The organism is Mesorhizobium sp. CA15 (assembly GCF_020165215.1).
GTDB lineage: Bacteria > Pseudomonadota > Alphaproteobacteria > Rhizobiales > Rhizobiaceae > Mesorhizobium.
Genome location: NZ_JAIUHQ010000004.1, coordinates 1 through 25,473 on the forward strand (window position 1 = coordinate 1; position 25,473 = coordinate 25,473).

Genomic DNA, 25,473 nt, shown 5'->3' on the forward strand with positions numbered 1-25,473 from the left:
GTGGCCAGTCGGGCCGCTCTCCCTTCTCCCCTTGTGGGAGAAGGTGTCGCCGAAGGCGACGGATGAGGGGTGCTCCAGGGAATGCCGACGTCTCACTGCGCTGGAACACCCCTCATCCGTGTCGGCGCTGCGCGCCGATCCACCTTCTCCCACAGGGGGAGAAGGGAGAGGTGGCGCTTACCCCAAAAACGCCTTCGCCTTCATCGTCTCCGGTATCGTCACGCCAAGCCGGCTCAGCACCGTCGGCGCAAGCTGCAGCTGGTCGAGCAGCGTGTCGGCCTCGGGCCCATTCGCAGGTCCGAAATAATAGAGCGCGAAATCCTGCATCTCGTCATCATGGCCGCCATGGTGGCCACGGTCGGTCTGGCCATGGTCGGCCGTCACGATCACTTCATAGCCGGCTGCGCGCCATTGCGGCAGGAAGGCGGCGAGCATTCCGTCCATCGCGTAGCAGGCATGGTCCATCTCGTGGCAGTCATGGCCGAAGCGGTGACCCATCGAATCCAGCGTGCAGGTGTGCAGGATGCCGTAGTCGATGCGATGGCGTTTGGTCAGCATCGTCAGCGTCGCGAACAGGTCGACATCGCTTGGCGTCATCTGATTCTTGAGATTGTAGCCGGTCATGGTGTGGAAGCGGCCATGCGTGATCGGCCCGCTTGGCTCGTCGAACTCCATGTCCTCGATAAGGTCGAACGGATACGAGCGGAAGAATTCCGACCAGTAGGAATGGGTCACGGCGCCCGTCCTGCCGCCGGCCTTGCTCACTTCCGAAAAAATGTCCGGCTGCGTGACGCGAAAGCGGTTCTCGTTGGAAAGAATGCCGTGCACCTGCGGCGTGACACCGGTGTGGATCGAGGCGTAGCAGCAGGCGGACGTCGACGGCAGCACCGAGCGCATCTTCCACACCTGCGCCTCGCCCGATTGTGCCCAGCCCTCGAGATTGCCCATCAGCCGGCGCCAGTTCCGGTAGGGCACGCCGTCGAGGATGATGAGCAGCAGTTTGGATTTGAGCGCCACGGAACGTTCCTGGGATTGTTCTTCGAAACGAGAGCGCCGCGTGTCGCGGACACGCGGCGCCCTTGGATAGCGTGATATCAGGCGTTCAGCCAGCACTCGCAGAGCGCGTAGCCGTCCGTCATCTCGCCATCGGGGTTCTTCACCAGCCACCGACCTTCTTGGTGTTGGCGGCGACGCTACTCCGTGCGGAAAGCCGCTTAACAGTTCTGCGGGAATTGCGTCAGTTGCCGGCGCTTTCCATGCGCCGGCCCTTGATGGCCTTCTCCAGCCAGCCGATTTCCATTTCGGGAACGGAGGACAACAGAAGGTCGGTGTAGGCGTCGAAGGGCGGCGTCAGAACCTTGCTCTTGGAGCCGTAGCGCACCACCTCGCCGCGATACATCACCGCGATCGAATCGGCGATCGACTTCACCGTCGCGAGGTCGTGGGTGATGAAGAGGTAGGCCACCTCCTCGATCTGCTGCAGGTTGAGCAGCAGCTTGAGGATGCCGTGGGCGACCAGCGGATCGAGCGCCGAGGTCACCTCGTCGCAGATGATCAGCTTCGGCTTGGCGGCGAGCGAGCGGGCGATGCAGACGCGCTGCTTCTGGCCGCCGGAAAGCTCGGCCGGATAGCGGTCGATGAAGCCCTTGCCCATCTCGATCTCGTCGAGCAGTTCGGCGACGCGCTTGTCGCGCTCGCGGCCCTTCATGCCGAAATAGAACTCCAGCGGCCGGCCGATGATGGTGCCTACCGTCTGGCGCGGATTCATCGCCACGTCGGCCATCTGGTAGATCATCTGCAGCTGGCGAAGGTCCTCCTTCGGCCGGTCGGCGAGCCTGTTGGCAAGCGTGCGGCCGTCGAAGACGACGCTACCTTTCTCGGGCGGCAAGAGACCGGTGATGGCGCGCGCCAGCGTCGATTTGCCGGAACCGCTCTCGCCGACCACGGCCAGCGTCTGGCCCGGAAAGATGTCGACCGAAACGTTCTTCAGCACCTTGACGTGGCCGCCGCCATAGGCGGCCGTCACGTTCTTCACCGATAGCATCGGCGTCGTGCCCGGCTGCTGTTCCTGGTGTTCGATCTGATGCACCGAGACCAGGGCGTTGGTGTATTCCTGGCGCGGCTCCTTGATGATCTGGCGGGTGCCGCCCCATTCGACGAGCCGACCGTGACGCAGCACCATGATCTCGTCGGACACTTGTGCCACGACGGCTAGATCGTGGGTGATGTAAAGGGCCGCGACATGGGTGTCGCGGATGGCATCCTTGATCGCTGACAGCACGTCGATCTGCGTCGTCACGTCGAGGGCCGTCGTCGGCTCGTCGAAGACGATCAGGTCCGGCTCCGAGCACAACGCCATCGCCGTCATCACGCGCTGCAGCTGGCCGCCCGATACCTGGTGCGGGAAGCGTTGGCCGATCGTTTCGGGATTGGGCAGGCTGAGCTTCCTGAACAGGGCGACGGCGCGTTTCTCGGCTTCGGCGCGGGTCGCGGTGCCGTGCAGGAGGGTAGCCTCCACCACTTGGTCCATCAGCCGGTGCGCCGGATTGAAGGCCGCCGCAGCCGACTGGGCGACATAACAGACTTCGCGGCCGCGCAGCTTGCGCAGGCCTTCCTTGCCGCCTTTCAGTATGTCGCGGCCGTTGAGGATGACCTCGCCGCCGGTAATCCGAACGCCGCCGCGGCCATAGCCCATCGACGACAGGCCGATGGTCGACTTGCCGGCGCCGGACTCGCCGATCAGCCCAAGCACCTTGCCCTTCTCCAGCGTCAGCGAAACGTCGTGGACAAGCGTGATGGTCCTAGGTGCTTCGCCCGGCGGATAGACCGTCGCTTCGATGCGCAGGTTGCGGATGTCGAGGAGAGGACCGGACTTTGCTTTGCCGTCAACCATCAGCCGCGTCCTCCCTTCAGGCTCGTCGTGCGATTGAGCACCCAGTCGGCGACGAGATTGACCGAGATCGCCAGTGCCGCGATCGCCGCCGCCGGGATGAGCGCCGCCGGAATGCCGAACACGATGCCGTCCTTGTTCTCCTTGACCATGCCGCCCCAGTCGGCATCCGGCGGCTGCACGCCGAGGCCGAGGAAGGACAGTGTCGACAGGAACAGCACGGCATAGATGAAGCGCAGGCCTAGTTCCGAGACCAGCGGCGACAGCGCATTGGGAAGGATCTCGCGGAAGATGATCCAGCCGCTGCCTTCGCCGCGCAGCTTCGCTGCCTCGACATAGTCCATGACGTTGATGTCGACGGCGACCGCGCGCGACAGTCGGTAGACGCGGGTCGAATCGAGGATGCCCATGACCAGGATCAGCGTCACTAGGTTCGACGGCAGCACCGAAAGCACGACGAGGCCCATGATCAGCGTCGGGATCGACATGAGGAGGTCGACGAGCCGCGACAGGATCGTGTCGTACCAGCCGCCGAATACCGCCGCCGAAAAGCCGAGAATGGCGCCGAGCGAGAACGACAGCGCCGTCGCCAGCACTGCGATGAACAGCGTGATGCGGGCGCCGTAGATCATGCGCGACAACAGATCGCGGCCGAGATTGTCGGTGCCCAGCCAGTGCGCGGCCGACATCGGCTCCCACACGTCGCCGATGATCTCGGCGTTGCCGTGCGGCGCGATCAAGGGCGCGAAGATTGCCGCCAGCACGAACAGCGCGGTCAGCACCAGGCCGACCAGCGATGGCAGGGGGATGCGTCTGATATCGAGCATATCGGCCGCCCCTACTTCGGATGCCTGAGTCGCGGATTGGCGACGATCGCCGCAATGTCTGCGATGATGTTGAGGGTGATATAGACGGCGGCGAAGATCAAGCCGACCGCCTGCACGACCGGCACGTCGCGCTTCGTGACGTGGTCGACCAGATATTGCCCCATGCCTGGATAGACAAAGATCACCTCGACCACGACGACGCCGACCACCAGATAGGCAAGGTTGAGCATGACGACGTTAATGATCGGCGCGATCGCGTTCGGGAAGGCATGCTTGCGGATAACGGCAGCGGCCGACAGCCCCTTGAGTTCCGCCGTCTCGACATAGGCCGACTGCATGACGTTGAGGATCGCCGCACGCGTCATGCGCATCATATGGGCGAGCACCACCAGAGTCAGCGCCGCCGCAGGCAGCGCGATAGCCTGCAGGCGCTCACCCAAAGGCATTCCGTCATAGACGGTTGAGATGGCCGGGAACCACTGGTGCTGGACTGCGAAGTAGAAGACGAGCAGATAGCCGATGAAGAACTCCGGGAAGGAGGTCGAGGCAAGCGCCACGCCGGAGATCAGCTTGTCGACCCAGCCATTGCGGTAGCGCACCGCGATCAACCCAAGCGTGATCGCCAGCGGGATAGCCACGATGGCCGCCCAGAAGGCCAGGAACAGCGTATTCCACAGCCGTTCCTTGATCGAAGTCGCGATGTCCTGGCCGCTCGACATGGCGGTGCCGAGATCGCCGGTCAGCACGCCGCCCAGCCAGTGGAAGTAACGGATATAGGCAGGCTGGTTGAGCCCGAGCTGCTCGCGCAGATTGGCCAGCGACTCCGGGGTCGCCGATTGTCCAAGGATGGCTTGCGCGACGTCGCCGGGCAGAATCTGCGTGCCGGCGAAGATCAGGACCGAAACGGCCAGCAGAAGGAGGATGCCCAGCGCAATGCGCTGGGCCACCAGTTTCACGATGGGTGAGGACATCTCCGCAAGGCCGTGCTCAGGCTTCGAGCCAGCACTTCGCCAGCGCGTAGCCGTTGCAAAGCTCCTGATGCGGATCCTCCACCCAGCCAGCCACCTTGGGGCCTGTTGCGTCGATGAACTGATTGAACATCGGCAGGATCAGGCCGCCTTCGTCGCGCACCATGACGGCCATGTCGTGGTAGATCGCCTTGCGCTTGGCCTCGTCGAGTTCGGCGCGCGCGGCCAGCACCATCTTGTCGAAGTCCGGGCGCTTGAAACGCGTGTCGTTCCAATCGGCGGTCGACAGATAGGCGGTCGAGTACATCTGGTCCTGGGTCGAGCGACCGCCCCAATAGGAGGCGCAGAAGGGCTGCTTGTTCCAGACTTCGTTCCAATAGCCGTCGCCGGGCTCGCGCTTGAGCTCGATCTTGATGCCGGCCTTTGCGGCGCTCTGCTGGAAAAGCTGGGATGCATCGACAGCGCCCGGGAAGGCGACGTCTGAGGTCCTAAGCAGCACAGGGCCGTCATGGCCGGACTTCTTGTAGTGGAATTTGGCCTTGTCCGGATCGTACTTGCGCTGCTCGATCTCGGTGAATAGCGGGTAGGAGGCGTTGATCGGGAAATCGTTGCCGAGCGAGCCGTAGCCGCGTAGCACTTTTTTCAACATCTCCTCGCGGTCGATCGCCAGCTTCAACGCCATCCTGAGATCGTTGTTGTCGAACGGCGCCGTGTTGCAATGCATGATGAACACGTAGTGGCCCGGACCGGAGTGGTTGCGGATGGTGACGCCAGGCACGCGCTTGATCAGATCGACGATCTTTGGCTCGACGCGGTTGATCATGTTGACCTGGCCGCCCTGCAGGGCCGCCGTGCGCGCTGTCGCATCGTTGATGACGATGATTTCGATCTGGTCGGCGTGGCCCATCTTGTCGCCCTGCCAGTAATTGGCGAAGCGTTCGCCGCCATGGCGCACGCCGGGCTCATTGACCTTGACCTTGTACGGACCGGCGCCGATGCCCGCATCGGCCTTGTCCTTGCCGCCGTTCGGCTGCACGATCAGGTGATAGTCGCTGAGGAGGTAGGGGAGGTCGGCGTTGGGCTCCTTCAGCGTCAGCACCACTTCCTTGCCGTTGACCTTGATGGTGTCGATGCCCTTCATGTAGCCCAGCGCGCCGGACTTGGACTTCTCGTCCGAATGACGCTCGAGCGTGGCAGCGACGTCTTCTGCGGTAACCGTCTTGCCGTTGTGGAATTCGATGCCGTCGCGGATTTTCAGCGTCCAGACCTTGGCGTCGTCCGAAGAGCCGATCTCCTCGGCGATGCGGTTCTCCAGCTTGCCGTCGGGCGAGAGCTCCACGATCAATTCGCCCCACATTTTGCCGAAGGCGAAGGGCACCTGGGTCATGAACAGGGCCGGATCGAGGCTGTTGGTGGATTCTCCGCCGACCAGGCCGGCCTTCAGCGTGCCGCCCTTGACCGGGCCGGCAGCGCGCACGGCGCTGGAGAGCAGCGAGTTGGCGAAGGTAGCGGTGACGCCGAGCGCCGCGGCGCGACCGAGAAAATCGCGACGGCTAAGTTTTCCGGCCGCGACTCGCCGGCTGAGATAGTCGAGTTCGTTGGACATTCTGGTTCCTCACTCTGGGTATCCGACCTTATGGTCGTTTCTTGCTATTGGAGGAGATAATGACCGTAAGGGAAAGCGGCAGGCAAGACCGAATGCGACATACGGTGGCGTAAATCGCACGTCGCATTTGGACCAATCTTGTTCCGACTCAAACCAGCGAGCGGGGAATCGCTTGCTCGAAGTCGCGTTTGAAGATCAGCTTTTCGCCCTCATAGGCTTCGATTCTGGCGCTGACGATGAAGTTTGCGGCGTCCGATCGCATCTCGGCAAAAGTCTCGGTCCGCACCGACCATTCATTGCGCGACAAGGTCTGCGTCCAATGCGTGGCTCCGGTGGCCGACAGCGGGTCGTCGGGATGGATCGTCCATGTCTCGCGCACGATGCTGCCATTGGCCAGCCCATGGTCGATGTCGCGCACCTCGCCGAAATCGTCGGTTATGGAAAGCCTAACCAGCCCGGTCTTCTCGTCGCGATCGACATGGCGTTCGGAATTCGGCTGCCTGATCGTCTCGGTCGCCCACGGCGTCGCGCCTTCCGGCTCAGGGAATGAAACCTCATCCCCTCTTGCCAGCGGACGCCGCGGCAGCTTCAGCGTCGCCTTGACGAGATCCAGCCGTACCGGTTCCGGTGAGGGCCAGATCATCGGCCAATAAGCGGTCGAAACGGCGATGCGCAATTTGTGGCCGGCCGGCACACGATAGGCGCATTGGTCGAGCACGACGCGCGCCGAAACCGTCTGCCCGGGAACCAGCGGTTCGGGGAATTCATGCGAGTTGCGGTGCGTGAGATTGAGCACGCCATAGGAGATCAGCTCCGAGGCGCCGTCCGGATGCACGTCGCAGAGCCGCACCGCGATGTTGGCCTGCGGCCGGTCGGAGGCAAGCTGGACATCGAGCTCCGGCGCCCCGACTATGTCGATCGCTTCGCCGAGCTCGGGTTGATCGAAACAAACCGACAGCGCGTCGTCGGGGCGTTGGTCGCCCGGCAGTTCCGGCCCGAAGGTGAAGGGAAAATATTCGCCGCCGGCAAGTCCGCAGGTCTGCGGCGACGCGACGATCGCGGGCTTGGCGCCGTCGGGGATGAGCTCGATCGTCTCAAGCTTGATGTTGGCCGACGGCCAGGTCTGCTCGGCCACCCAGCGGCCCAGCCGCTCGGGATGCCAGCGCGCCGGGCGCACGCTGTCCATCACGTAGGCGCGGTAGGCCGGATCGGCCTCGACGCCGGTTTCAGCGCCCTTCAGCCAGCGGTCCCACCAGCGCAGCGCTTCCTGCAGGAAGCCGATCGCCGGCTTGGGCCCGGCGTAATGCGGGTATTTGTGGATCCAGGGACCGACGATACCTTTGACCGGCGACTCGATGTTGGTGACGAGATTGGAGATCGTGTTGCGGTAGCCGTCATGCCAGCCACCGATCGACAGCACGGCCGCCTGAACAGCCGAAAAATCCTCGCAGATCGAGCCGCGTTTCCAATAGGCGTCGCGATGCTGGTGGCCGAGCCAGAGCGGCAGAAGGAAAGGCTGGTTCTCCAGCCGGTTAAGCCACAAATCCCGCCAGCGGTTGCCGCCGGCAATCGCCGGATCCGGAGGCCGCGACGAATAGGACAGCATCGTCGAGGCCCAGCCGAAATTTTCCAAGAGCAGGCAGCCGCCCTTGTAGTGGATGTCGTCGGCATAGCGGTCGACCGTCGAGCATAGGCTGATCACCGCCTTCAGCGCCGGCGGCTGCTTCGCCGCCACCTGCAGGCAGTTGAAGCCGCCCCATGAAATGCCCATCATGCCGACATTGCCGTTGCACCAGGGCTGCGCGGCCGCCCAAGCGATGACGTCGCAGGCGTCCTGCAATTCCTGCTCGGAATATTCGTCGTCCATCAGCCCTTCGGAATCACCATTGCCGCGCATGTCGACGCGGATCGAGGCGTAGCCGTGCCCGGCGAAATAGGGATGGGTGAGCTGATCGCGAAAGATGGTGCCGTCGCGCTTGCGGTAGGGCAGGTGCTCAAGGATCGCCGGCACCGGATCGTCAGTCGCGTCCTCCGGCATCCAGACGCGCGCCGACAGCCGGCAGCCATCCGGCATGACAATGCCCATATCGGGAAATTCGACGACTTTGCGGGGGAATTCGGTGACGGTTTTCATGGGGCGCATAACGCTACGCGGTGCGCCGACTTTCAATCGCCATTCGCGACTGGAGCATCAAAAAATGCGACCTGGGTCGTTAGCGAACGCAGCCTCGATTATCCGGCTTCCTCTTGCATCCCCCGGGTAATTTATGTATTACGTTTATTCACGTGGTCCGACGCAGACACAATGGATGATCTCGCCTGAAAATCGTTTGGGATGAGCCAAAACGGGTGACGAATCTCGCAAGCCGGGGTCTCGACTTCGCCGATCTCGATATCGAGTTTTTTGCCACGTCAATCGTCCTCCCGGCAAAGCCGGTCGGCTGAAGGCGATTGGAGAATATGGAGAGATCATTCTCGCCGTGATCTTCAAGCCGCTTGGTTCCGAAGCGATCTCGGTGATCTCGATGCGTCATGCCAGCCGAAAGGAAAGGTCCGTATATGAGCAACACTAAGTCACACATTCGGCGGCTTACCGATGCCGAGGAAGCCGAAATTCAAAGACAGATTGCTGCCGATCCCGAGGACGGGGAGGCGACCGACGAACAGCTGGCACAAGCCAAGCCTTTCGCGGAAGCGCTCCCGGAACTTTTCGAGAGCATAAGGCGTTCCCGTGGCCGACCCGCCCTGGAGAAACCAAAGCAAGTCGTCTCCATCCGCCTCGACCAGGACGTTGTCAGAAAATTCAAGGCGACCGGCAAGGGTTGGCAGGCTCGGATAAATGAAGTGCTGAAAAACGCGAAGGTAAGGTAGGCTACACACTTCAGTTCAGCGGAATGTCGTTGTCGGCCTTGCTTGCCTGATAGGCCTCCGACAGCTCGTCATAGCGCGCCGAAATCCTGCCGATCCGAGCCTCCAGCCGCTTGCGCTCAGCGTCGGGCAAAGCCCTGACCAGCCTGCGTATGGAAAAGCTCTTCCAATAGGCGTTCTCAGCATTGTAGCCGCCCGGATCCAGGGTGAAGACCTCTTTCAGGATTTTCAGATCATGCGGGATGGCAAAACTGTCGCGCGAATCCTCATGGCTGAAGAGGTAGTAGAAATTGTCGAAACCGGTCCAGGTGATCGCCGACAGGCAGAGCGAGCAGGGCTCGTGCGTGGCGACGAACAGCGCATCCTTGGTGTCGATGCGCTCGGCCTTGGGCATCTCGTAGAAGCGCTTCAGGCAGTGCACCTCGCCATGCCAGAGCGGATTTTCCATCTCGTTGTTGGTCTCGGCCAGCACCAGCGAACGGTCGTCTTTCCGCAGGATCGCGGCGCCGAACAGCTTGTTGCCATGGGCGACGCCTTGCGCCGTCTTCGGCACGATGTCGTGCTCGATCACATCGAGTAGGCGGTCGATCAGCGAAATGTCGGTCATGGGAATCGCGAGCTTTCAGGGAAGGTGGATCTCGTAAGGATGCGAGAAATAGAACTCTTCGAGATTGGAGCCGTCGCCGCCCCGGTCGACGATGAGGAAATCCTGTTCCTCGCCGATCGGCGTCAGCACGCCGTGCCAGAGGTTGCGGCGGTAGTTGATGCCTTGTCCGGGGCCGGCGAGAAAGGCATGCGGCTCACCCGGACCGTCCTTGGTGTCATGGCAGACGACCACCAGGAACGGCCGCGGCGACAGCGGGATGAAGGCCTGGCTGCCGAGCGGATGACGCTCGACCATGGTGAGCTTGAGCGGCATCTCATAGGGCGTGCCGCGCACCATCGAGATCAGCACGCGCGCATTCGGGCCTGCGGCCTCGGCGGTGGCGAGGTCGTGATAACGCATCGCCTTGCCGCCATTGATCGGGTAGTGGTTGTCGCCGCCCATGTCGATGACGTCGCCGAAGGGCGCGAAGTTCTCGCGGGTCAGCGGTCGGGCGACGATGCGGCTCACCGTGCCTTGCCCCCAAGATAGCCGGCAAGCCTGGCGTGCCTGTTGACGTCCTTGTAGAGCAGGTAGCGGAAATTGCCGGGGCCGCCGGCATAGCAGGCCTGTGGGCAGAAGGCGCGCAGCCACATGAAATCGCCGGCTTCGACCTCGACCCAATCCTGGTTGAGGCGGTAGACCGCCTTGCCTTCCAACACATAGAGTCCGTGCTCCATGACATGGGTTTCGGCGAAGGGGATGACCGCGCCCGGCGTCAGCGTCACGATGGTGACATGCATGTCGTGGCGCATGTCGGCCGGGTCGACAAAGCGGGTCGTTGCCCAGCGCCCTTCGGTGCCCGGCATCGGGCTTGGCGCAACGTCCTGATCGCTGGAGAAGAAGGCTTCCGGCGCGTCGAGGCCGTCGACAGCCTCATAGGCCTTGCGAATCCAGTGGAAGCGAACGGCGGTGCCGCTCTCGTTGCGCACCGTCCAGCCGCTCGACGGCGGCAGGAAGGCAAAGCCGCCGGGGGCAAGCACATTTTTTTTGCCGGCAAGCGAAACGGTGAGCTCGCCCTCGACGACGAACAGCACACCCTCGGCGCCGGCGTCGAGTTCGGGCCGGTCGCTGCCGCCCCCAGGCAGAACTTCGACAATGTATTGCGAGAACGTCTCGGCGAAGCCCGAGAGCGGCCTTGCGATGATCCAGGCCCGCGTCTCGTCCCAGAACGGCAGTGGGCTGGTGACGATGTCCTGCATCACGCCCCTGGGGATGACCGCATAGGCCTCGGTGAAGACGGCGCGGCCGGTCAGAAGCTCGTTCTGGCCGGGATGGCCGCCATGCGGGGCGTAATAGGTTCGCTCGGCAGTCTTGATCATATCCATGGGGATCCCTGGCGTTATTGCGGGAGCATGTCTTTCAGGCGAAGCAGTGCGATGCGCTCGACCTGTTTGCAGGCGGTTTCCAACTCGGTGCCGCGGCTGTTGCCGATCCGCGCCTCGAACTCCGCCAGGATTTCGTCCTTGGTCTTGCCCTTGACCGCGATGATGAAGGGGAAGCCGAAGGTGGTGACATAGGCGGCGTTGAGTTTCGAGAACAGCTCGCGCTCCTTGTCGGTCAACGCGTCGAGCCCGGCGGAGGCCTGCTCCTTGGCCGACTCCGGCGTCAGCCGCTTGGCCGCCGCCAGCTTGCCTGCGAGGTCCGGATGAGCGTTGAGGACGGAAAGCCGTTGGGCTTCCGTTGCCGCGCGGAAGACGCGGCAGAGCGCATTGTGCAGGCCGCCCGCGCTGTCATGCGCGGGCCCGAGTTCCAGTTCGTAGGCGCGCTCGGCGATCCAGGGCGAATGCTCAAATACTCCGCCGAAGGCATGCACGAATTCCTCGAACCCCATCCGCGACGGCCGCAGCGCCGGTGCCTCGTAGGGGTGCGTCTCGCGCCAGTGTTTGGCGATGTCGATGCGCCGTGTCAGCCACACCTTGTCATGCGATTTCACATAGTCGACGAAGCGCTTCAGCGCCGCGACCCGTCCGGGACGGCCGACCAGCCGGCAATGCAGGCCGATATTCATCATGCGCGGCCTGCCCGCCTTGCCCTCGGCATAGAGCGTATCGAAACTGTCCTTCAGATAGGCGAAGAACTGGTCGCCGGAGTTGAAGCCCTGCGGCGTCGCGAAGCGCATGTCATTGGCGTCGAGCGTGTAGGGGATGATGAGCTGCGGCTTCTCCAGCCCGTCGCGGTCGAACCAGTAGGGCAGTTCGTCGTCATAGGTATCGGAGACGTAGTCGAAGCCGCCTTCCTCGGCGACGAGCCGTACCGTGTTGACCGAAGTGCGGCCGGTGTACCAGCCGGTCGGCCGCGCGCCGGTCACCTCGTAATGCAGCTTGATCGTCTCTTCGAGATCGCGCCGCTCGTCCTCGGCCGAGTGGTCGCGATAGTCGATCCATTTCAGGCCGTGCGAGGCGATTTCCCAGCCGGCCTCCTGCATCGCCGCGACCTGGTCGGGCGAGCGCGCGAGCGCGGTGGCGACGCCATAGCAGGTCACCGGCACCTGCGCTTCGGTGAACAGCCGGTGGAGCCGCCAGAAGCCGGCCCGCGCGCCGTATTCATAGATCGATTCCATGTTCCAATGGCGTTGGCCAACCCAGGGCGCCGCGCCGACGATTTCGGACAGGAAGGCTTCCGAAGCCTTGTCGCCATGCAGCACGCAGTTCTCGCCGCCCTCTTCATAGTTGACGACGAACTGCACCGCGACGTGCGCGCCGCCGGGCCATTTCGGATCCGGCGGATTTGCCCCGTAACCGCGCATGTCCCGATCGTAACGCATTGCCGCTCCTGCCCGATGGTCGAGATGAAGATATCGAAAGGAGTGTGCATGCATTCCCCCGAAAATTTTTGAAAGTGCTTTTTGCCACGCTCCGCTCGACCGGGGCTTATGCATAGCCTTTAATTGGCGCACAATTGACCTGAAACTGAACCGGGATGGGAGGCGGCCAGTGGCAGAGACGTCGAAAGCCGATGGCGGGCGCCTGACGACCCATGTGCTCGACACCGCGGCCGGCCGGCCTGCAAAGGGCCTGTCGATCGGCCTTTTTCGCATCGAGGGCCAGGGCCGCACGCACCTCAAGACCGTCGCCACCAACGATGACGGGCGCTGCGACGCGCCGCTGCTTGCCGGCGCCGATTTCCGCACCGGCGAATATGAACTGGTCTTCGCCGCCGGCGACTATCTGCGCGGCCAGGGGATCGACCTGCCGCAACCTGCTTTCCTCGACATCGTGCCGATCCGCTTCGGCATGGCGGAAGCACGGCACTACCACGTCCCGCTCTTGATTTCGCCTTACGGCTACTCGACCTATCGGGGGAGCTGAGACATGGCTGAAACCCGCAACGAAATACGCTTCATCCTGAACGGCAGCGACGTGGCGCTGAAAGACGTCGCGCCCGATGCGACCTTGCTCGACTGGCTGCGGCTCAACCGCTCGCTGCGCGGCACCAAGGAAGGCTGCGCCGAGGGCGATTGCGGCGCCTGCACGGTGCTGGTCGGCAAGCTCTCCACCGAAGGTCTCGTCTACGAAAGCGTCAATGCCTGCATCCGCTTCGTGGGCTCGCTCGACGGCACCCATGTCGTCACCGTGGAGCATCTGCGCGGCGACGGTGAAAAACTGCATCCGGTGCAGCAGGCGATGGTCGATTTCCACGGCTCGCAATGCGGCTTCTGCACGCCGGGCTTCATTATGTCGCTCTACGGACTGTGGATGAAGACGCCCGACCCGTCCAACGCGGCGATCGAAAAGGCTCTGCAGGGCAATCTGTGCCGCTGCACCGGCTATGAGGCGATCATGCGCGCCGCGCACGCCATTTCGAGCTATGGCAAGTCGGCTAAGGATCCGCTGGCCGTGGAGCGCGACGACATCACCGCGCGGCTGAAGGCACTGCGCGATGGCGCCAGGGTCGAGATCGGGTCGGGCAAGGCGCGGCTGATCGTGCCGGCCAGCGTCGACGATTTCGCAGCCTTCCTCGAGAAGGAACCGGGCGCCACCATCGTCGCCGGCTCGACCGATGTCGGCCTGTGGGTCACCAAGCATATGCGCGACATCTCGCCGGCGATCTTCATCGGCGGCCTCGACGGCTTGCGTACGACCTCGGAAAAAGACGGCGTCATCACCATCGGCGCCGGCGTGACCTACACCGAAGCCTTCGAGACGCTGTCGAAGCGTGTCCCGGCATTGGGGCCGCTCGTCGACCGCATCGGCGGCGAGCAGGTGCGCAACATGGGCACCATCGGCGGCAACATCGCCAACGGCTCGCCGATCGGCGACATGCCGCCGCCATTGATCGCGCTCGGCGCGCAGCTCACGCTGCGCAAGGGCGAGGCCCGCCGCACCATACCGCTCGAAACCTTCTTCATCGCCTATGGCAAGCAGGACCGTCAGCCCGGCGAATTCGTCGAATCCGTGCATGTGCCGGTGCCGGCAAAGGACACGAAGTTTGCCGTCTACAAAGTTACCAAGCGCCGCGACGAGGATATCACCGCGACGCTCGGGGCATTCAACCTGACCTTGGCCAAGGATGGCGCGGTAGCCGACATCCGCATCGCCTATGGCGGCATGGCGGCGACGCCGAAGCGCGCCGCGGCAGTCGAAAAGGCGCTTATTGGCAAAACCTGGAGTGAAGCGACAGTGGAGGCCGCGATGGCGCAATACGCCAGCGACTTCACGCCGCTGACCGACATGCGCGCGACCGCCGAATACCGGGCGCTGGCGGCAAAGAACCTTCTGCTGCGCTTCTATATCGAGACGACCGGAACGAAAGCGCCGTTCCAGGTCTCGCGCAACGAGGCCGCCTGATGAACAAGCACGCCACTCCCAATCTCAAGGCGGAAAAGATCGCAGGCGGTGTCGCCACCGACCAGCGGCACGATTCCGCGCACAAGCATGTCAGCGGCGCCGCCGTCTATATCGACGACATGCCGGAGCCTGCCGGCACGCTGCATATTGGCCTCGGCCTGTCGAAGATCGCGCACGGCACGCTGAAAAGCGTCGACCTGTCGGCCGTGCGTTCGGCGCCGGGCGTGGTCGATGTGCTGACCTATGCCGACGTGCCCGGCGAGAACGATGTTTCGCCGAGCAACATGCATGACGATCCGGTGCTCGCCGAGGGCAAGATTGAGTTTTACGGCCAGCCGATCTTCGCCGTGGTTGCCGAGACGCGTGAGGAAGCGCGCCGCGCGGCGCGTTTCGCAAAAATCGAGTATGACGAGCTTCCGGCCGTCATCGACATCTGGAACCTCGACCCGGTCAACGACAAGCAGGTCACCACGCCGTTGATCCTGAAGCGCGGCGATGCCGCCGCGGCGATTGCCGCCGCTCCGCGCCGCATCAAGAACCGCATGTGGCTCGGCGGCCAGGATCATTTCTATCTCGAAGGCCAGGTCTCGCTGGCGATCCCCGGCGAGGACGACGAGGTCGTCGTCTATTGCTCGACGCAGGGCCCGAGCGAGACGCAGCATCTGGTTGCCCATGCGCTCGGCGTGCCGAGCCATGCGGTGACAGTCGAAGTGCGCCGCATGGGCGGCGGCTTCGGCGGCAAGGAAACGCAGGCCAATCAGTGCGCGGCCATCGCGGCGATCGCCGCCAAGAAGCTGAAGCGCGCGGTGAAAATCCGGCTCGACCGCGACGAGGACATGACCGCCACCGGCAAGCGGCATGACTTCGCCATCGACTATGAGGTCGGCTTCGATGACGAGGGTAATATCCTGGGCGTCGACTTCACCTATGCGTTGCGCTGCGGGTTCTCCGCCGACCTCTCCGGTCCGGTCGGCGACCGCGCGCTGTTCCACTGCGACAACGCCTATTTCTATCCTGCGGTGCATGCGAAATCGGCGCCGCTCTACACCAATACTGTCTCCAACACCGCCTTTCGCGGCTTCGGCGGCCCACAGGGCATGGTTGGCGCGGAGCGCGTCATCGACGAGGTTGCCTTCGCCGTCGGCAAGGACTCGCTCGAGATCCGCAAATTGAATTTCTACGATCCGATGGAGGCGATCGGCGAGCGCAGCGTCACGCCGTACCATCAAAAGGTCCAGGACTGCATCATCCAGCGCATCGTGGCCGAGCTGGAGGAAAGCGCGAGCTATGCGCGGCGACGCCGCGAGATCAGCGCCTTCAACAACAACAGCCGCTTCATCAAGCGTGGTCTGGCGCTGACGCCGGTAAAATTCGGCATCTCCTTCACCAAGACGGAAGCCAACCAGGCCGGCGCGCTGGTGCATGTCTATGCCGACGGCTCCGTCCATATGAACCATGGCGGCACCGAGATGGGCCAGGGCCTGCACCTCAAGGTGGCGCAGGTCGTGGCCGAGGAGTTCCAGATCGATCTTGACCGGGTCAAGATCACCGCCACCACCACCGCCAAGGTGCCGAACACCTCGCCGACGGCCGCGTCGTCCGGCGCCGACCTCAACGGCATGGCGGCGCAGGACGCCGCCCGCCAGATCCGCAAGCGGCTGACCGATTTCGCCGCCGACAAGTATCAGGTGCCGCACGATCAGGTCGTGTTCCTGCCCAACCGGGTGCGCATCGGCAACCAGGAAGTGGCGTTCAACGATCTGGTCAAGCAGGCCTATATCAATCGCATCCAGCTCTCGGCGGCCGGTTTCTACAAGACGCCGAAGATCCATTGGGACCGCAGCAAGGGCCGCGGCCATGCCTTCTACTATTACGCCTATGGCGCGGCCTGCTCGGAAGTCTCGGTCGACACGCTGACTGGCGAATATGTCGTCGAGCGCACCGATATCCTGCATGACGCCGGCCGTTCGCTGAACCGGGCTATCGACCTCGGCCAGGTCGAGGGCGGCTTCATCCAGGGCATGGGCTGGCTGACGACGGAGGAGCTGTGGTGGGACGACAGCGGCCGGCTGCGTACGCATGCGCCGTCGACTTACAAGATTCCGCTCGCGTCCGACCGTCCGAAGATCTTCAACGTTAAGCTGACCGACTGGTCGTCTGCCTATGAACCGACTATCCACCGCTCCAAGGCTGTAGGCGAGCCGCCGCTGCCGCACGGCATGTCGGTGCTGCATGCGCTGTCGGACGCGGTGGCCAGCGTCGCGGATCACAAGATCTGTCCGCGCCTCGACGCGCCGGCGACGCCCGAACGGGTGCTGATGGCGATCGAGAGGTTGAAGCGGGAAGCCGCGAAGCCGGCTTAAAACGTGCAATTCGGGCCGAAAAACCCTATATTTCCCAAGTGGAAATGCAGACGATGAACTCGAAAGCGCAACAGCTGAAGGAATTCCTCGGCCGGGTCGGCCAGGCTGCGTTGGTTGAAGTGGCGGCGACGAAGGGTTCGACGCCGCGCGAAGCCGGTGCCTTCATGCTTGTCTCGGCATCGTCGATTTTCGGCACCATCGGCGGCGGTCAGCTCGAATACATGGCGATCGACAAGGCGCGGCAGGTATTGAATGCAGGGCAGCGGTCGCGATCTCCGGCCGGTGAAGCCCGTACCGAGGTCGATGAGATCTGCGCAACGCTTGACGTTCCGCTCGGGCCGGAGATCGGCCAATGCTGCGGCGGCCGCGTGAAGGTGTCGATCCGCCTCGTCGATGCTTCGCTGGAGCAGCAGCTGATCGCCAACGCTGAATCGGAAGAGGCGCGTCTGCCGCATGTCTATCTGTTCGGCGGCGGCCATGTCGGTCAGGCATTGGCAGCTTCGCTGGCGCTGCTGCCGATTCATGTCTTCGTCGTCGAGACCCGCGCCGAGGCGCTGGAAGGCATGCCGGAAACGGTGGAGACGCGGCTGACATCGTTGCCCGAAGCCGTGGTGCGCGAGGCGCCGGCGGGATCGGCCTTCGCGATCCTGACCCATGATCATGCGCTGGATTTCTTGATCGTCGCCGAGGCGCTGAAGCGCGACGACAGCGCCTATGTCGGCATGATCGGCTCGAAGACCAAGAAGGCGACCTTCAGGAACTGGTTCCTGAAATCCGCCGAGGGCAGCGAAGCGCAGTTCGCCCGGCTCATCTCACCGATCGGCGGCAATGCGGTGAAGGACAAGCGCCCGCCGGTGATTGCAGCGCTCGCCGCCGCAGAGATCATGACGGCGCTGGTGTCGCACGGCGCCCAGCCGGCTGCTTCGGCCGCGCCCGAAAAGACGATGGCGGGCTAACCTGCCGGCCATGTTGTGAAAGCCGGGAAGCGCCTGGCTATTCTTTTTCCTGCGTGTGCGCCTCGAGGAACCACAGCAATTTGTCGAGCGAGCGCGAATAGGCGGTGAAGATGTCCGCCGTATCGCGATCGCCGGCGTCGTCGGCCTCGTCGATTGCTTCGCGGGTCAGCTTGGCGGCCGTGGCATAGCGGTCGATCAACGCCGCCAGATGATCCTTGGTCTTGTGGATGTCGGTCGGATAAGGCCTCAGCTTGGTCGCCTTCGACACTTCCTGCGAGGTGCCGTGCGCGGTGCCGCCGAGCTGCACGGCGCGCTCGGCGATGATGTCGACATGGCCGTCGATCTCCTCGCGGAATTCGTCCAGCATCTCGTGGATGGCGATGAATTGCGGGCCCTTGACGTTCCAATGCGCCTGCTTGGTGATCAGCGCCAGGTCGATGGCGTCGGCAAGCCTGGCGTTGAGCAGATCGATCGATTCCTTCTTGGCATCGGATTTGAGGTCGTTCTTGGTGACGATGGCGTCCATGGTCGGCTCCTGTCCCGCTGCGTCGCATGATGAAAGCTGAAGGCGGCCCGAACGACCGCCAACCGTCAGAACGGTGATGACCAGAATTTCGTTCCGCGTTGGATCGAGGGGCGCCATCCCCGATTGCAGGTGTGACTGGCGCTCACCGCTGCTTGCTGCTTTCCTCATTTCCCAAAGCGGCGCGAAACGTGTTTGTTGCGCCTCACGGATAACGGGGTCAGGAACATGGACATATTGAAGATCGCCGCATTTTCGGACGGGAACACCGGCGGCAATCCCGCCGGCGTGGTGATTGGCGAGACGCTGCCCGACGTCGCCGACATGCAGCGTGTCGCGGCGGATGTCGGTTTCTCGGAAACCGCCTTCGCGGCGCCCGAGGGCGACGTCTGGCGCGTGCGCTATTTTTCGCCGGAGTCGGAAGTGCCGTTCTGCGGCCATGCCACGATCGCGCTCGGCGCGGCGCTGGTCGGAAAGTTCGGAGACGGCATCTTCAGGCTGATTCTCAACCAGGCCGGCATCACCGTCGAAGGCTTTCGCGATGGCGCCAACTTTGCCGCCGCCCTGCAGTCGCCACCGACGCGCAGCAAGGCCGCATCGTCGGAACTGGTCGGCGAAGCGCTCGCCTTGCTTGGCTATGAGCCGGGCGATCTCGATCCCGCCAATCCGCCGGCGCTCATCCATGGCGGCGCCGATCATCTCGTGCTGGCGCTGAAGTCGCGCCAGGCGTTGGCGGCCATGGCCTATGACTTGAAGCAAGGCCAGTCCTTCATGCGGCGCGAAGGCCTGGTCACCATCCTTCTCGCCCATGCCGAGACGCCACGCCTCTTTCATACGCGCAATCCCTTCGCGTCCGGCGGCGTCTACGAGGATCCGGCGACGGGCGCTGCGACCGCTGCCTTTGCCGGCTACCTGCGCGACCTCGGCTGGCCGCATGGCGGCGCGATCGATATCGTCCAGGGCGAGGATATGGGCATGCGCTCGCGCCTTCACGCCGACATTCCGCCGGCGCCGGGCAGCTCGATCAGGGTGTCCGGAACGGCCAGGCTAATGGACTGATCTGAAGCAATTCCAGACAAAATGCGCCGCAGTTAGGGTCGGCGCCTTTCGCCGTAGCCATTCCGTCCGGAATGGCGACGCCACCGGCCGTTACTTCCCGGCCAGGAGGTCCTTGATCAGCCGCTGGCAGCGCTCGGCCATGAAGTCGAGCAGCAGCCGCACCTTCGGATCCTGCAGCTTCTTGTGCGGATAGACGGCGGCGAACTGCACCGGCGTCGGCGGCGCCTGGGGCAGGATCACCTTCAGCCGCCGGTCGCGGATGAACGGCTCGACCTCGAAACGCGGCTTGTTGATGATGCCGCGCCCCGATAGTGCCCAGCCGGTCAGAACGTCGCCGTCGTCGGTGTCATAGGGACCGTGCACCTCGAATTTCTGCGGTCCGTTCGGCGTCTGCAGCGTCCAGACATATTCGCGCGCGCCGGCATAGCGCAGCATCAGGCAGTCGTGCTTTTTACCGATCAGCTCCTGCGCCTCGGTCGGCTCGCCGCGCGCTTCCAGGTATTTCGGCGCCGCCACCAGCACGCGCTCGCATTCCATGATGCCGCGCATCCTGAGGCTCGAATCCTCGATGATTCCGAGCCGGAAGGCGACGTCGATGCCTTCCTTCATGATATCGACATTGTGGTCGGAGAGCCGAAGCCTCACCTCGATATCGGGATATTTGTCATGGAAATCCGGGATGCCTGACGCGATCAGCCTCCGGCCGAGGCCGAGCGGCGCCGTGACCCTGATGGTCCCGCGTGGCTGGCCGGAGAGCGCCGCGACCGCCGCTTCCGCCTCAGTGATCGCGTCCAGCACCTGCTTGGCGCCGGTGTAGAACACGGTGCCATGCTCGGTCGGCATCAACTGCCTTGTCGTACGGTTGAACAGCCGCACCCCAAGATGCTTCTCCAACTCCTTGATCCGGTTGGAGGCGACCGCCGGCGAAATGCGCATGTCGCGCCCCGCCGCCGACAGATTGCCGAGCTCGACGACACGAACGAAGACAGCGATGTTGTCGAGATAGGCCATGTGTGGCTCTCAAGCGGCTGCGCGAAGGTGTGTGGAGATTCAGCTGATGCCGGCCTGCAAACGCCGGGTTCCTGCGCTTCCGGTGCTCACGTACTTCAACTACGCTCCGCCCCGGTTCTCGAAACGCGCCGTTTTCGGCTCGGCCTGACCTGAATCCTCACACACCTTAGGCACCCTAGTATTTTCCATTTTTTTTTGAAAGTCATCGCGCACCTCGCCTCTTTTCGTTTGCGCGCCAGACCGTAAAGTCGCTCTCATCGGCAGGGACGAGTGCAATGATGGATTTCGCGATTTTCTGGGACTGGCTGAGCTTCGCGGTCCGCTGGCTGCATGTCATCACCGGCATCGCCTGGATCGGCTCGTCCTTCTATTTCGTCGCGCTCGACCTCGGCCTGCGCCAGCGGCCCGGCCTGCCCGCCGGAGCCTTCGGCGAGGAATGGCAGGTGCATGGTGGCGGCTTCTACCACATCCAGAAATATCTGGTGGCACCGGCCGAGATGCCGGAGCACCTCACCTGGTTCAAATGGGAATCCTACGCCACCTGGTTGTCGGGCTTCGCCATGCTCTGCGTGGTCTATTACGCCGGAGCCGATCTCTTCCTGATCGATCCCAACGTGCTCAACATCTCGGTGCCGGTCGGCATCCTCTTGTCGCTGGCCACCATCGGCGTCGGCTGGATCGTCTACGACCTGCTCTGCCGCTCGCCGCTGGGCAAAAGCGACACCGGGCTGATGCTGGTGCTTTATTGCGTGCTGGTGTTCATCGCCTGGGGGCTGACGCATCTTTTCACCGGCCGCGCCGCCTTCCTGCATCTTGGCGCCATCACCGCCACGATCATGTCGGCCAATGTCTTCATGGTCATCATCCCCAACCAGAAGATCGTCGTCGCCGCCCTGATCGCCGGCCGCAAGCCGGACCCGAAATACGGCAAGATCGCCAAGCAGCGCTCGCTGCACAACAACTACCTGACTTTGCCGGTCCTGTTCCTGATGCTGTCGAACCACTACCCGCTGGCCTTCGGCACTGAGTTCAACTGGGTCATCGCCTCGCTGGTCTTCATCATCGGCGTGCTGATCCGGCACTATTTCAACACCGTGCATGCAAGGAAGGGCAACCCGACCTGGACCTGGCTCGGCGCTGCCGTGCTGTTCATGATCATCATTTGGCTGTCGACCGTGCCGAAGGTGCTGACCGGCGAGCCAAAAATCTCCGCCGCATCCGCCGCCGCGCAGGTCTACATCGCCTCCGCCCATTTCCCGGCCGTGCGCGACACCGTGCTTGGCCGCTGCTCGATGTGCCACACGCAAGAGCCGGTCTATGAAGGCATCTACCATGCGCCGAAGGGCGTGCTGCTCGACACCGACGAGCGCATCGCGGAGCATGCGCGCGAAATCTACATCCAGGCCGGCCGGGCGCATGCCATGCCGCCCGCCAACATCACCCAGATCACCGACCAGGAAAGGGCCCTTCTGGTCGCTTGGTTCGAAGGCGCCGGAAAGTAAGCATGACAGCGAAAATTCTGCGCGGCCGCACGCTCTCCTTCCTGCGTTGGCCCGAATCGATAGACGACTATTCCGCCTGGCGCTACGAGGAAGATGGCGGACTGCTGATCGACAATGGCAAGATCGTTGCCGCCGGTTCCTATGCGGAGGTCTTGAAGAAGGCGGGCACCGGCATCGAGACGATCGACCATCGTCCGCATCTGATCCTGCCGGGTTTCCTCGACGCCCACGTTCATGTGCCGCAGATGCAGATCATCGCCTCCTACGGCGCCGAGCTGCTCGACTGGCTGAACAAATACACCTTTCCCGAAGAGTCGAAATTCCAGAACGCGCAGCATGGCCGCCGCATCGCCAGGGTCTTCCTCGACGAGATGCTGCGCCAGGGCACGACGACCGTCGTCGCCTATTGTTCGGTGCACAAGTCTTCGGCCGAGGCTTTCTTCGCCGAGTCGCATGAGCGCAACATGCTCAACATTGCCGGCAAGGTGATGATGGACCGCAATGCGCCCGACGGCGTGCTCGACACGCCGCAGATCGGCTATGACGATACGAAGGCGCTGATCGCCGAATGGCACGGCAAGGGCCGCCAGCTCTATGCAATCACGCCACGCTTCGCCATCACGTCGTCGCCCGAGCAGATGGAAATGGCCGGCGTGCTCTGCCGTGAGCATCCCGATCTCCACATGCAGACGCATCTGTCGGAAAACCACGCCGAGATCGCCTTCACCCAGGAGCTCTATCCCTGGTCGCGCGACTACACTGACGTCTATGAGCATTACGGCCTGCTCGGCAAAAAAAGCCTTTTCGGCCATTGCATCCATCTGTCGGAACGCGAGGCGGATGCGCTGTCGCAATCGGGTTCGGTGGCGGTGTTCTGCCCGACCTCAAATCTCTTCCTGGGCTCCGGCCTGTTCGACTATCAGCGCTATCGCCGGCGCGAGAAGCCGCTCAGGATAGCCGCGGCCACCGATGTCGGCGGCGGCACCAACTATTCGATGCTGCGCACCATGGATGAAGGCTACAAGGTGATCGCGCTGAACGGCGAGAAGCTCAATCCGTTCCAGTCCTTCTGGCAGCTGACGCGCGGCAATGCCGAAGCGCTGTCGGTGGCCGACAGGGTCGGCACGCTGGACGAAGGCAGCGATGCCGACATCGTAGTGCTCGATGCCCACGCGACGCCAGGCATGCGGCTCAGGATGGAGACGGTGGAAACGCTGGCGGAAGAGCTCTTCCTGCTGCAGACGCTGGGCGACGATCGTGCCGTGCGCGAGGTCTATGTGGCAGGCCGGCCGGCGAAGAGCGCGATTGTGGCGGGATAAGTCCCGACAATGGGGTAGAGATCTTGGAGTAGGGCAAGATGATGACTGCGCCTGGTTGCCAAGTGGTTCCCCCACTCCGTCGCCGCTTCGCGGCGCCACCTCTCCCCCCTCCGGAGGGAGAGGAAAGGGGCCAACTGGAAAGGCGCCAGCTTGAATCGCTTCGCGCCCTTCCTCTCCCCCGTCGATCGGGGGAGAGGTGTCGAGCGAAGCTCGACGGAGTGGGGGTCGACCCTGGCGCGCCCGCGACGGATGCTTGACCAGACAGAGCTTGTCGTACAAACGACGGTGGGATTTCGGAGAAAGAGACATGGCCACCGCCGACGACATCGCTCTGATCAAGAAACAGGAAGCCACGCTGGTCTTTCCGGCCTTCGATGAGGCTGTCGCCTTCAAGATCGGTTCTGACATCAGGGACCGGGCGCTGAAGGAAGATCTTCCGATCATCGTCGACATCAGGACTTTCGATCGGCCGCTCTTCTATGCGGCCATGCCGGGTTCCAACGCCTCAAATCCCGATTGGGCGCGGCGCAAGATCAACGTCGTGAAGCGCTATCTCAGAAGCACCTATCGGCTGGTGCTGGAGCAGCAGCGCCCGGACCGCACGTTCAAGGTCGGCGAAGCGCTCGACATTGCCGATTATGTGCTCGCCGGCGGCGGCTTTCCGGTCACGGTGAAGGGCGCCGGGGTGATCGGCGTCATCGCCGTCTCGGGCCTGCCCGAGCGCGAGGATCATGGCGTCGTGGTCGACGCGCTCTGCGCGCATCTTGGCATCGATGCGAGCGCGCTCGCGCTGCCGCAGGAAGAAAAATGACCGACCCGAAAAGCTTTCTCACCTCGATCTTCGACGCCGCCGTCGCCGCCGCCGATCCGGAAAAGACGATCCGCAATCATTTGCCGGCGAAGCCGAAAGGTCGCACCGTCGTCATTGGCGCTGGCAAGGGCTCGGCGCAGATGGCGGCCGCCTTCGAGAAGGTCTGGGACGGACCGATCGACGGCTTGGTTGTCACCCGCTACGGCTATGGCGCCAGATGCGAGCGCATCGAGATCATCGAGGCGGCGCATCCGGTGCCGGATGCCGCTGGCCTCGAGGCGTCGCGCCGGCTGCTGGAGAAGGTGCGGGGCCTGACCGCTGACGACCTGGTGGTGGCGCTGATTTCCGGCGGCGGTTCGGCCTTGCTGCCGTCGCCGGCTCCCGGACTGACGCTTGCCGATGAGATCGCCGTCAATGAAGCGCTGCTTGCCTCCGGCGCGCCGATCGCGGCGATGAACACCATCCGCAAGCATGTCTCGACCATCAAGGGCGGGCGCCTGGCCGCCGCTGCCCATCCTGCGAGGGTGGTGTCGCTGGTCGTCTCCGATATCCCCGGCGACAATCCGGCGCTGGTTGCCTCGGGACCGACCGTTCCCGACACCAGCAGCCGCGCCGATGCGCTGGCCTCGATCGCCGCCTATGGCATGAAGCTGCCGGACTCCGTCATGGCCCACATCAATTCGTCCGCCGCCGACGCGCCGCGCCCCGACGATCCGCGTTTCGCCGGCAACGAGGTGCACCTGACCGCCTCGGCCGGCGTCTCTCTGGAAGCCGCTGCCGCCGAAGCGAAGCGGCAAGGCATCGAGGCCGTCATCCTGTCGGACGCGATCGAGGGCGAGGCGCGCGAGGTCGGCGGCGTCCATGCCGCGATCGCCCGCGAGGTGGCGACGCGCAATCGCCCGTTCGCTAAGCCGGTGCTGATCCTCTCCGGCGGCGAAACGACCGTGACGTTGCGGGCAAAAGGCAAGGGCGGCCGCAATTCGGAATTCCTGCTCGCTTTCGCCATCGGTATCGACGGCGTGAACGGCATCGATGCCTTGGCCGCCGATACCGACGGCATCGACGGCTCGGAGAACAATGCCGGCGCCTTCGCCAGCGGCTCGACCGTGGCGCGCATGCGCGCGGCAGGCGTCGACGCCAAGGCGATGCTCGCCGGCAACAATGCCTGGACGGCCTTCAAAGCGGTCGGGGATCTGTTCGTGCCGGGCCCGACCGGAACGAATGTGAATGATTTAAGGGCGATTCTTATCCGCTAGCGGCAAAGCCGTCATTCCAGGGCGAAGCAGGAGCGAAGCTCCGTCGCGAAGACCCTGGAATCCATTCCGTGACGTCGGGCA

At 63.6% G+C, this 25,473-nt stretch carries 22 protein-coding genes and 1 pseudogene; 11 read left to right on the forward strand and 12 right to left on the reverse strand.

Annotated features, from left to right (window positions below; translation table 11 throughout):
• Positions 1-177 precede the first annotated feature (177 nt).
• The 6 genes from LB515_RS09300 to LB515_RS09325 all read right to left on the reverse strand — a co-directional run bounded on the left by LB515_RS09300 (position 178) and on the right by LB515_RS09325 (position 8,425).
• On the reverse strand, positions 178-1,017 hold the full coding sequence (locus LB515_RS09300; RefSeq protein ID WP_224707519.1) for an alkaline phosphatase family protein: 840 nt from the start codon (positions 1,015-1,017) through the stop codon (positions 178-180).
• 220 nt (positions 1,018-1,237) lie between these two features.
• Positions 1,238-2,893: an ABC transporter ATP-binding protein gene (locus LB515_RS09305; RefSeq protein WP_224638057.1), complete on the reverse strand. Its 1,656-nt coding sequence runs from the start codon at positions 2,891-2,893 to the stop codon at positions 1,238-1,240.
• The gene (locus LB515_RS09310) at positions 2,893-3,717 is read right to left on the reverse strand and encodes an ABC transporter permease (RefSeq protein WP_224532594.1); all 825 of its coding nucleotides are present in this window, start codon (positions 3,715-3,717) and stop codon (positions 2,893-2,895) included. Before LB515_RS09310 ends, LB515_RS09305 begins: the two co-directional genes overlap by 1 nt.
• Before the next feature lie 11 nt (positions 3,718-3,728).
• Complete coding sequence (locus LB515_RS09315; RefSeq protein WP_095769415.1) at positions 3,729-4,688, reverse strand: ABC transporter permease; 960 nt, start codon at positions 4,686-4,688, stop codon at positions 3,729-3,731.
• 16 nt (positions 4,689-4,704) lie between these two features.
• A complete protein-coding gene (locus LB515_RS09320; protein ID WP_095769414.1) occupies positions 4,705-6,291 on the reverse strand; it encodes an ABC transporter substrate-binding protein in 1,587 nt (528 codons plus the stop codon).
• A 148-nt stretch (positions 6,292-6,439) separates the two neighbouring features.
• Positions 6,440-8,425 (reverse strand): CocE/NonD family hydrolase, encoded by a 1,986-nt coding sequence (locus LB515_RS09325; protein ID WP_224638058.1) that lies wholly within the window; start codon positions 8,423-8,425, stop codon positions 6,440-6,442.
• 185 nt (positions 8,426-8,610) lie between these two features.
• On the opposite strand from LB515_RS09325, the pseudogene LB515_RS09330 reads away from it, so the two are divergent.
• Positions 8,611-8,864, forward strand: a pseudogene (locus LB515_RS09330) (BrnT family toxin).
• Positions 8,851-9,162: a BrnA antitoxin family protein gene (locus LB515_RS09335; protein WP_140679043.1), complete on the forward strand. Its 312-nt coding sequence runs from the start codon at positions 8,851-8,853 to the stop codon at positions 9,160-9,162. The pseudogene LB515_RS09330 and the gene LB515_RS09335 overlap by 14 nt, the downstream one beginning before the upstream one ends.
• A gap of 10 nt (positions 9,163-9,172) precedes the next feature.
• Here LB515_RS09335 and LB515_RS09340 read toward each other — a convergent pair whose 3' ends face one another.
• From LB515_RS09340 to puuE, 4 genes are read right to left on the reverse strand one after another with little or no spacing between them, the layout of a single operon-like run.
• A complete protein-coding gene (locus LB515_RS09340) occupies positions 9,173-9,766 on the reverse strand; it encodes a nucleoside deaminase (RefSeq protein WP_224638059.1) in 594 nt (197 codons plus the stop codon).
• A gap of 15 nt (positions 9,767-9,781) precedes the next feature.
• Positions 9,782-10,273: an ureidoglycolate lyase gene (locus tag LB515_RS09345; RefSeq protein ID WP_224707520.1), complete on the reverse strand. Its 492-nt coding sequence runs from the start codon at positions 10,271-10,273 to the stop codon at positions 9,782-9,784.
• The gene (locus LB515_RS09350) at positions 10,270-11,130 is read right to left on the reverse strand and encodes a bifunctional allantoicase/(S)-ureidoglycine aminohydrolase (protein ID WP_224707521.1); all 861 of its coding nucleotides are present in this window, start codon (positions 11,128-11,130) and stop codon (positions 10,270-10,272) included. Before LB515_RS09350 ends, LB515_RS09345 begins: the two co-directional genes overlap by 4 nt.
• 14 nt (positions 11,131-11,144) lie before the next feature.
• Positions 11,145-12,569: an allantoinase PuuE gene (puuE, locus tag LB515_RS09355; RefSeq protein ID WP_224707522.1), complete on the reverse strand. Its 1,425-nt coding sequence runs from the start codon at positions 12,567-12,569 to the stop codon at positions 11,145-11,147.
• A 169-nt stretch (positions 12,570-12,738) separates the two neighbouring features.
• On the opposite strand from puuE, the gene uraH reads away from it, so the two are divergent.
• From uraH to xdhC, 4 genes are read left to right on the forward strand one after another with little or no spacing between them, the layout of a single operon-like run.
• The gene (gene uraH, locus LB515_RS09360; protein WP_224532603.1) at positions 12,739-13,113 is read left to right on the forward strand and encodes a hydroxyisourate hydrolase; all 375 of its coding nucleotides are present in this window, start codon (positions 12,739-12,741) and stop codon (positions 13,111-13,113) included.
• A 3-nt stretch (positions 13,114-13,116) separates the two neighbouring features.
• On the forward strand, positions 13,117-14,592 hold the full coding sequence (xdhA, locus tag LB515_RS09365) for a xanthine dehydrogenase small subunit (protein ID WP_224707523.1): 1,476 nt from the start codon (positions 13,117-13,119) through the stop codon (positions 14,590-14,592).
• Positions 14,592-16,955, forward strand: coding sequence for a xanthine dehydrogenase molybdopterin binding subunit (gene xdhB / locus LB515_RS09370; RefSeq protein ID WP_224707524.1), 2,364 nt, complete (start codon positions 14,592-14,594; stop codon positions 16,953-16,955). The genes xdhA and xdhB overlap by 1 nt, the downstream gene beginning before the upstream one ends.
• A 53-nt stretch (positions 16,956-17,008) precedes the next feature.
• Positions 17,009-17,911, forward strand: a complete 903-nt coding sequence (gene xdhC / locus LB515_RS09375) for a xanthine dehydrogenase accessory protein XdhC (protein ID WP_224707525.1) — start codon at positions 17,009-17,011, stop codon at positions 17,909-17,911.
• Positions 17,912-17,948: 37 nt separating this feature from the next.
• Here the strand turns inward: xdhC and dps are convergent, their stop codons facing one another.
• Positions 17,949-18,437 (reverse strand): DNA starvation/stationary phase protection protein Dps, encoded by a 489-nt coding sequence (gene dps / locus LB515_RS09380; RefSeq protein ID WP_140628686.1) that lies wholly within the window; start codon positions 18,435-18,437, stop codon positions 17,949-17,951.
• A gap of 225 nt (positions 18,438-18,662) precedes the next feature.
• On the opposite strand from dps, the gene LB515_RS09385 reads away from it, so the two are divergent.
• Positions 18,663-19,493: a PhzF family phenazine biosynthesis protein gene (locus LB515_RS09385; protein ID WP_224707526.1), complete on the forward strand. Its 831-nt coding sequence runs from the start codon at positions 18,663-18,665 to the stop codon at positions 19,491-19,493.
• 90 nt (positions 19,494-19,583) lie between these two features.
• Here the strand turns inward: LB515_RS09385 and LB515_RS09390 are convergent, their stop codons facing one another.
• Positions 19,584-20,504, reverse strand: coding sequence for a LysR family transcriptional regulator (locus LB515_RS09390; protein WP_140844725.1), 921 nt, complete (start codon positions 20,502-20,504; stop codon positions 19,584-19,586).
• Positions 20,505-20,779: 275 nt separating this feature from the next.
• Between LB515_RS09390 and LB515_RS09395 the strand changes: the two genes are divergently transcribed.
• The 4 genes from LB515_RS09395 (at position 20,780) to LB515_RS09410 (ending at position 25,392) form a co-directional block, all read left to right on the forward strand.
• Positions 20,780-22,006, forward strand: coding sequence for a urate hydroxylase PuuD (locus LB515_RS09395; RefSeq protein WP_224707527.1), 1,227 nt, complete (start codon positions 20,780-20,782; stop codon positions 22,004-22,006).
• Between the two features lie 2 nt (positions 22,007-22,008).
• Complete coding sequence (guaD, locus tag LB515_RS09400) at positions 22,009-23,325, forward strand: guanine deaminase (RefSeq protein WP_224707528.1); 1,317 nt, start codon at positions 22,009-22,011, stop codon at positions 23,323-23,325.
• 307 nt (positions 23,326-23,632) lie between these two features.
• Positions 23,633-24,136: a heme-degrading domain-containing protein gene (locus LB515_RS09405; protein WP_224707529.1), complete on the forward strand. Its 504-nt coding sequence runs from the start codon at positions 23,633-23,635 to the stop codon at positions 24,134-24,136.
• Positions 24,133-25,392, forward strand: a complete 1,260-nt coding sequence (locus LB515_RS09410) for a glycerate kinase (protein WP_224707530.1) — start codon at positions 24,133-24,135, stop codon at positions 25,390-25,392. Before LB515_RS09405 ends, LB515_RS09410 begins: the two co-directional genes overlap by 4 nt.
• Positions 25,393-25,473: the final 81 nt, after the last annotated feature.

Coding starts and splice junctions, on each gene's coding strand:
- LB515_RS09310 (WP_224532594.1), bottom strand. CDS start 3,717: ATGCTCGATATCAGACGCATCCCCCTGCCATCGCTGGTCGGCCTGGTG.
- LB515_RS09385 (WP_224707526.1), top strand. CDS start 18,663: ATGGACATATTGAAGATCGCCGCATTTTCGGACGGGAACACCGGCGGC.
- guaD (WP_224707528.1), top strand. CDS start 22,009: ATGACAGCGAAAATTCTGCGCGGCCGCACGCTCTCCTTCCTGCGTTGG.
- xdhC (WP_224707525.1), top strand. CDS start 17,009: ATGAACTCGAAAGCGCAACAGCTGAAGGAATTCCTCGGCCGGGTCGGC.
- LB515_RS09305 (WP_224638057.1), bottom strand. CDS start 2,893: ATGGTTGACGGCAAAGCAAAGTCCGGTCCTCTCCTCGACATCCGCAAC.
- LB515_RS09315 (WP_095769415.1), bottom strand. CDS start 4,688: ATGTCCTCACCCATCGTGAAACTGGTGGCCCAGCGCATTGCGCTGGGC.
- LB515_RS09405 (WP_224707529.1), top strand. CDS start 23,633: ATGGCCACCGCCGACGACATCGCTCTGATCAAGAAACAGGAAGCCACG.
- LB515_RS09325 (WP_224638058.1), bottom strand. CDS start 8,425: ATGAAAACCGTCACCGAATTCCCCCGCAAAGTCGTCGAATTTCCCGAT.
- dps (WP_140628686.1), bottom strand. CDS start 18,437: ATGGACGCCATCGTCACCAAGAACGACCTCAAATCCGATGCCAAGAAG.
- LB515_RS09340 (WP_224638059.1), bottom strand. CDS start 9,766: ATGACCGACATTTCGCTGATCGACCGCCTACTCGATGTGATCGAGCAC.
- LB515_RS09395 (WP_224707527.1), top strand. CDS start 20,780: ATGATGGATTTCGCGATTTTCTGGGACTGGCTGAGCTTCGCGGTCCGC.
- LB515_RS09335 (WP_140679043.1), top strand. CDS start 8,851: ATGAGCAACACTAAGTCACACATTCGGCGGCTTACCGATGCCGAGGAA.
- LB515_RS09320 (WP_095769414.1), bottom strand. CDS start 6,291: ATGTCCAACGAACTCGACTATCTCAGCCGGCGAGTCGCGGCCGGAAAA.
- LB515_RS09410 (WP_224707530.1), top strand. CDS start 24,133: ATGACCGACCCGAAAAGCTTTCTCACCTCGATCTTCGACGCCGCCGTC.
- LB515_RS09350 (WP_224707521.1), bottom strand. CDS start 11,130: ATGGATATGATCAAGACTGCCGAGCGAACCTATTACGCCCCGCATGGC.
- xdhB (WP_224707524.1), top strand. CDS start 14,592: ATGAACAAGCACGCCACTCCCAATCTCAAGGCGGAAAAGATCGCAGGC.
- puuE (WP_224707522.1), bottom strand. CDS start 12,569: ATGCGTTACGATCGGGACATGCGCGGTTACGGGGCAAATCCGCCGGAT.
- xdhA (WP_224707523.1), top strand. CDS start 13,117: ATGGCTGAAACCCGCAACGAAATACGCTTCATCCTGAACGGCAGCGAC.
- LB515_RS09390 (WP_140844725.1), bottom strand. CDS start 20,504: ATGGCCTATCTCGACAACATCGCTGTCTTCGTTCGTGTCGTCGAGCTC.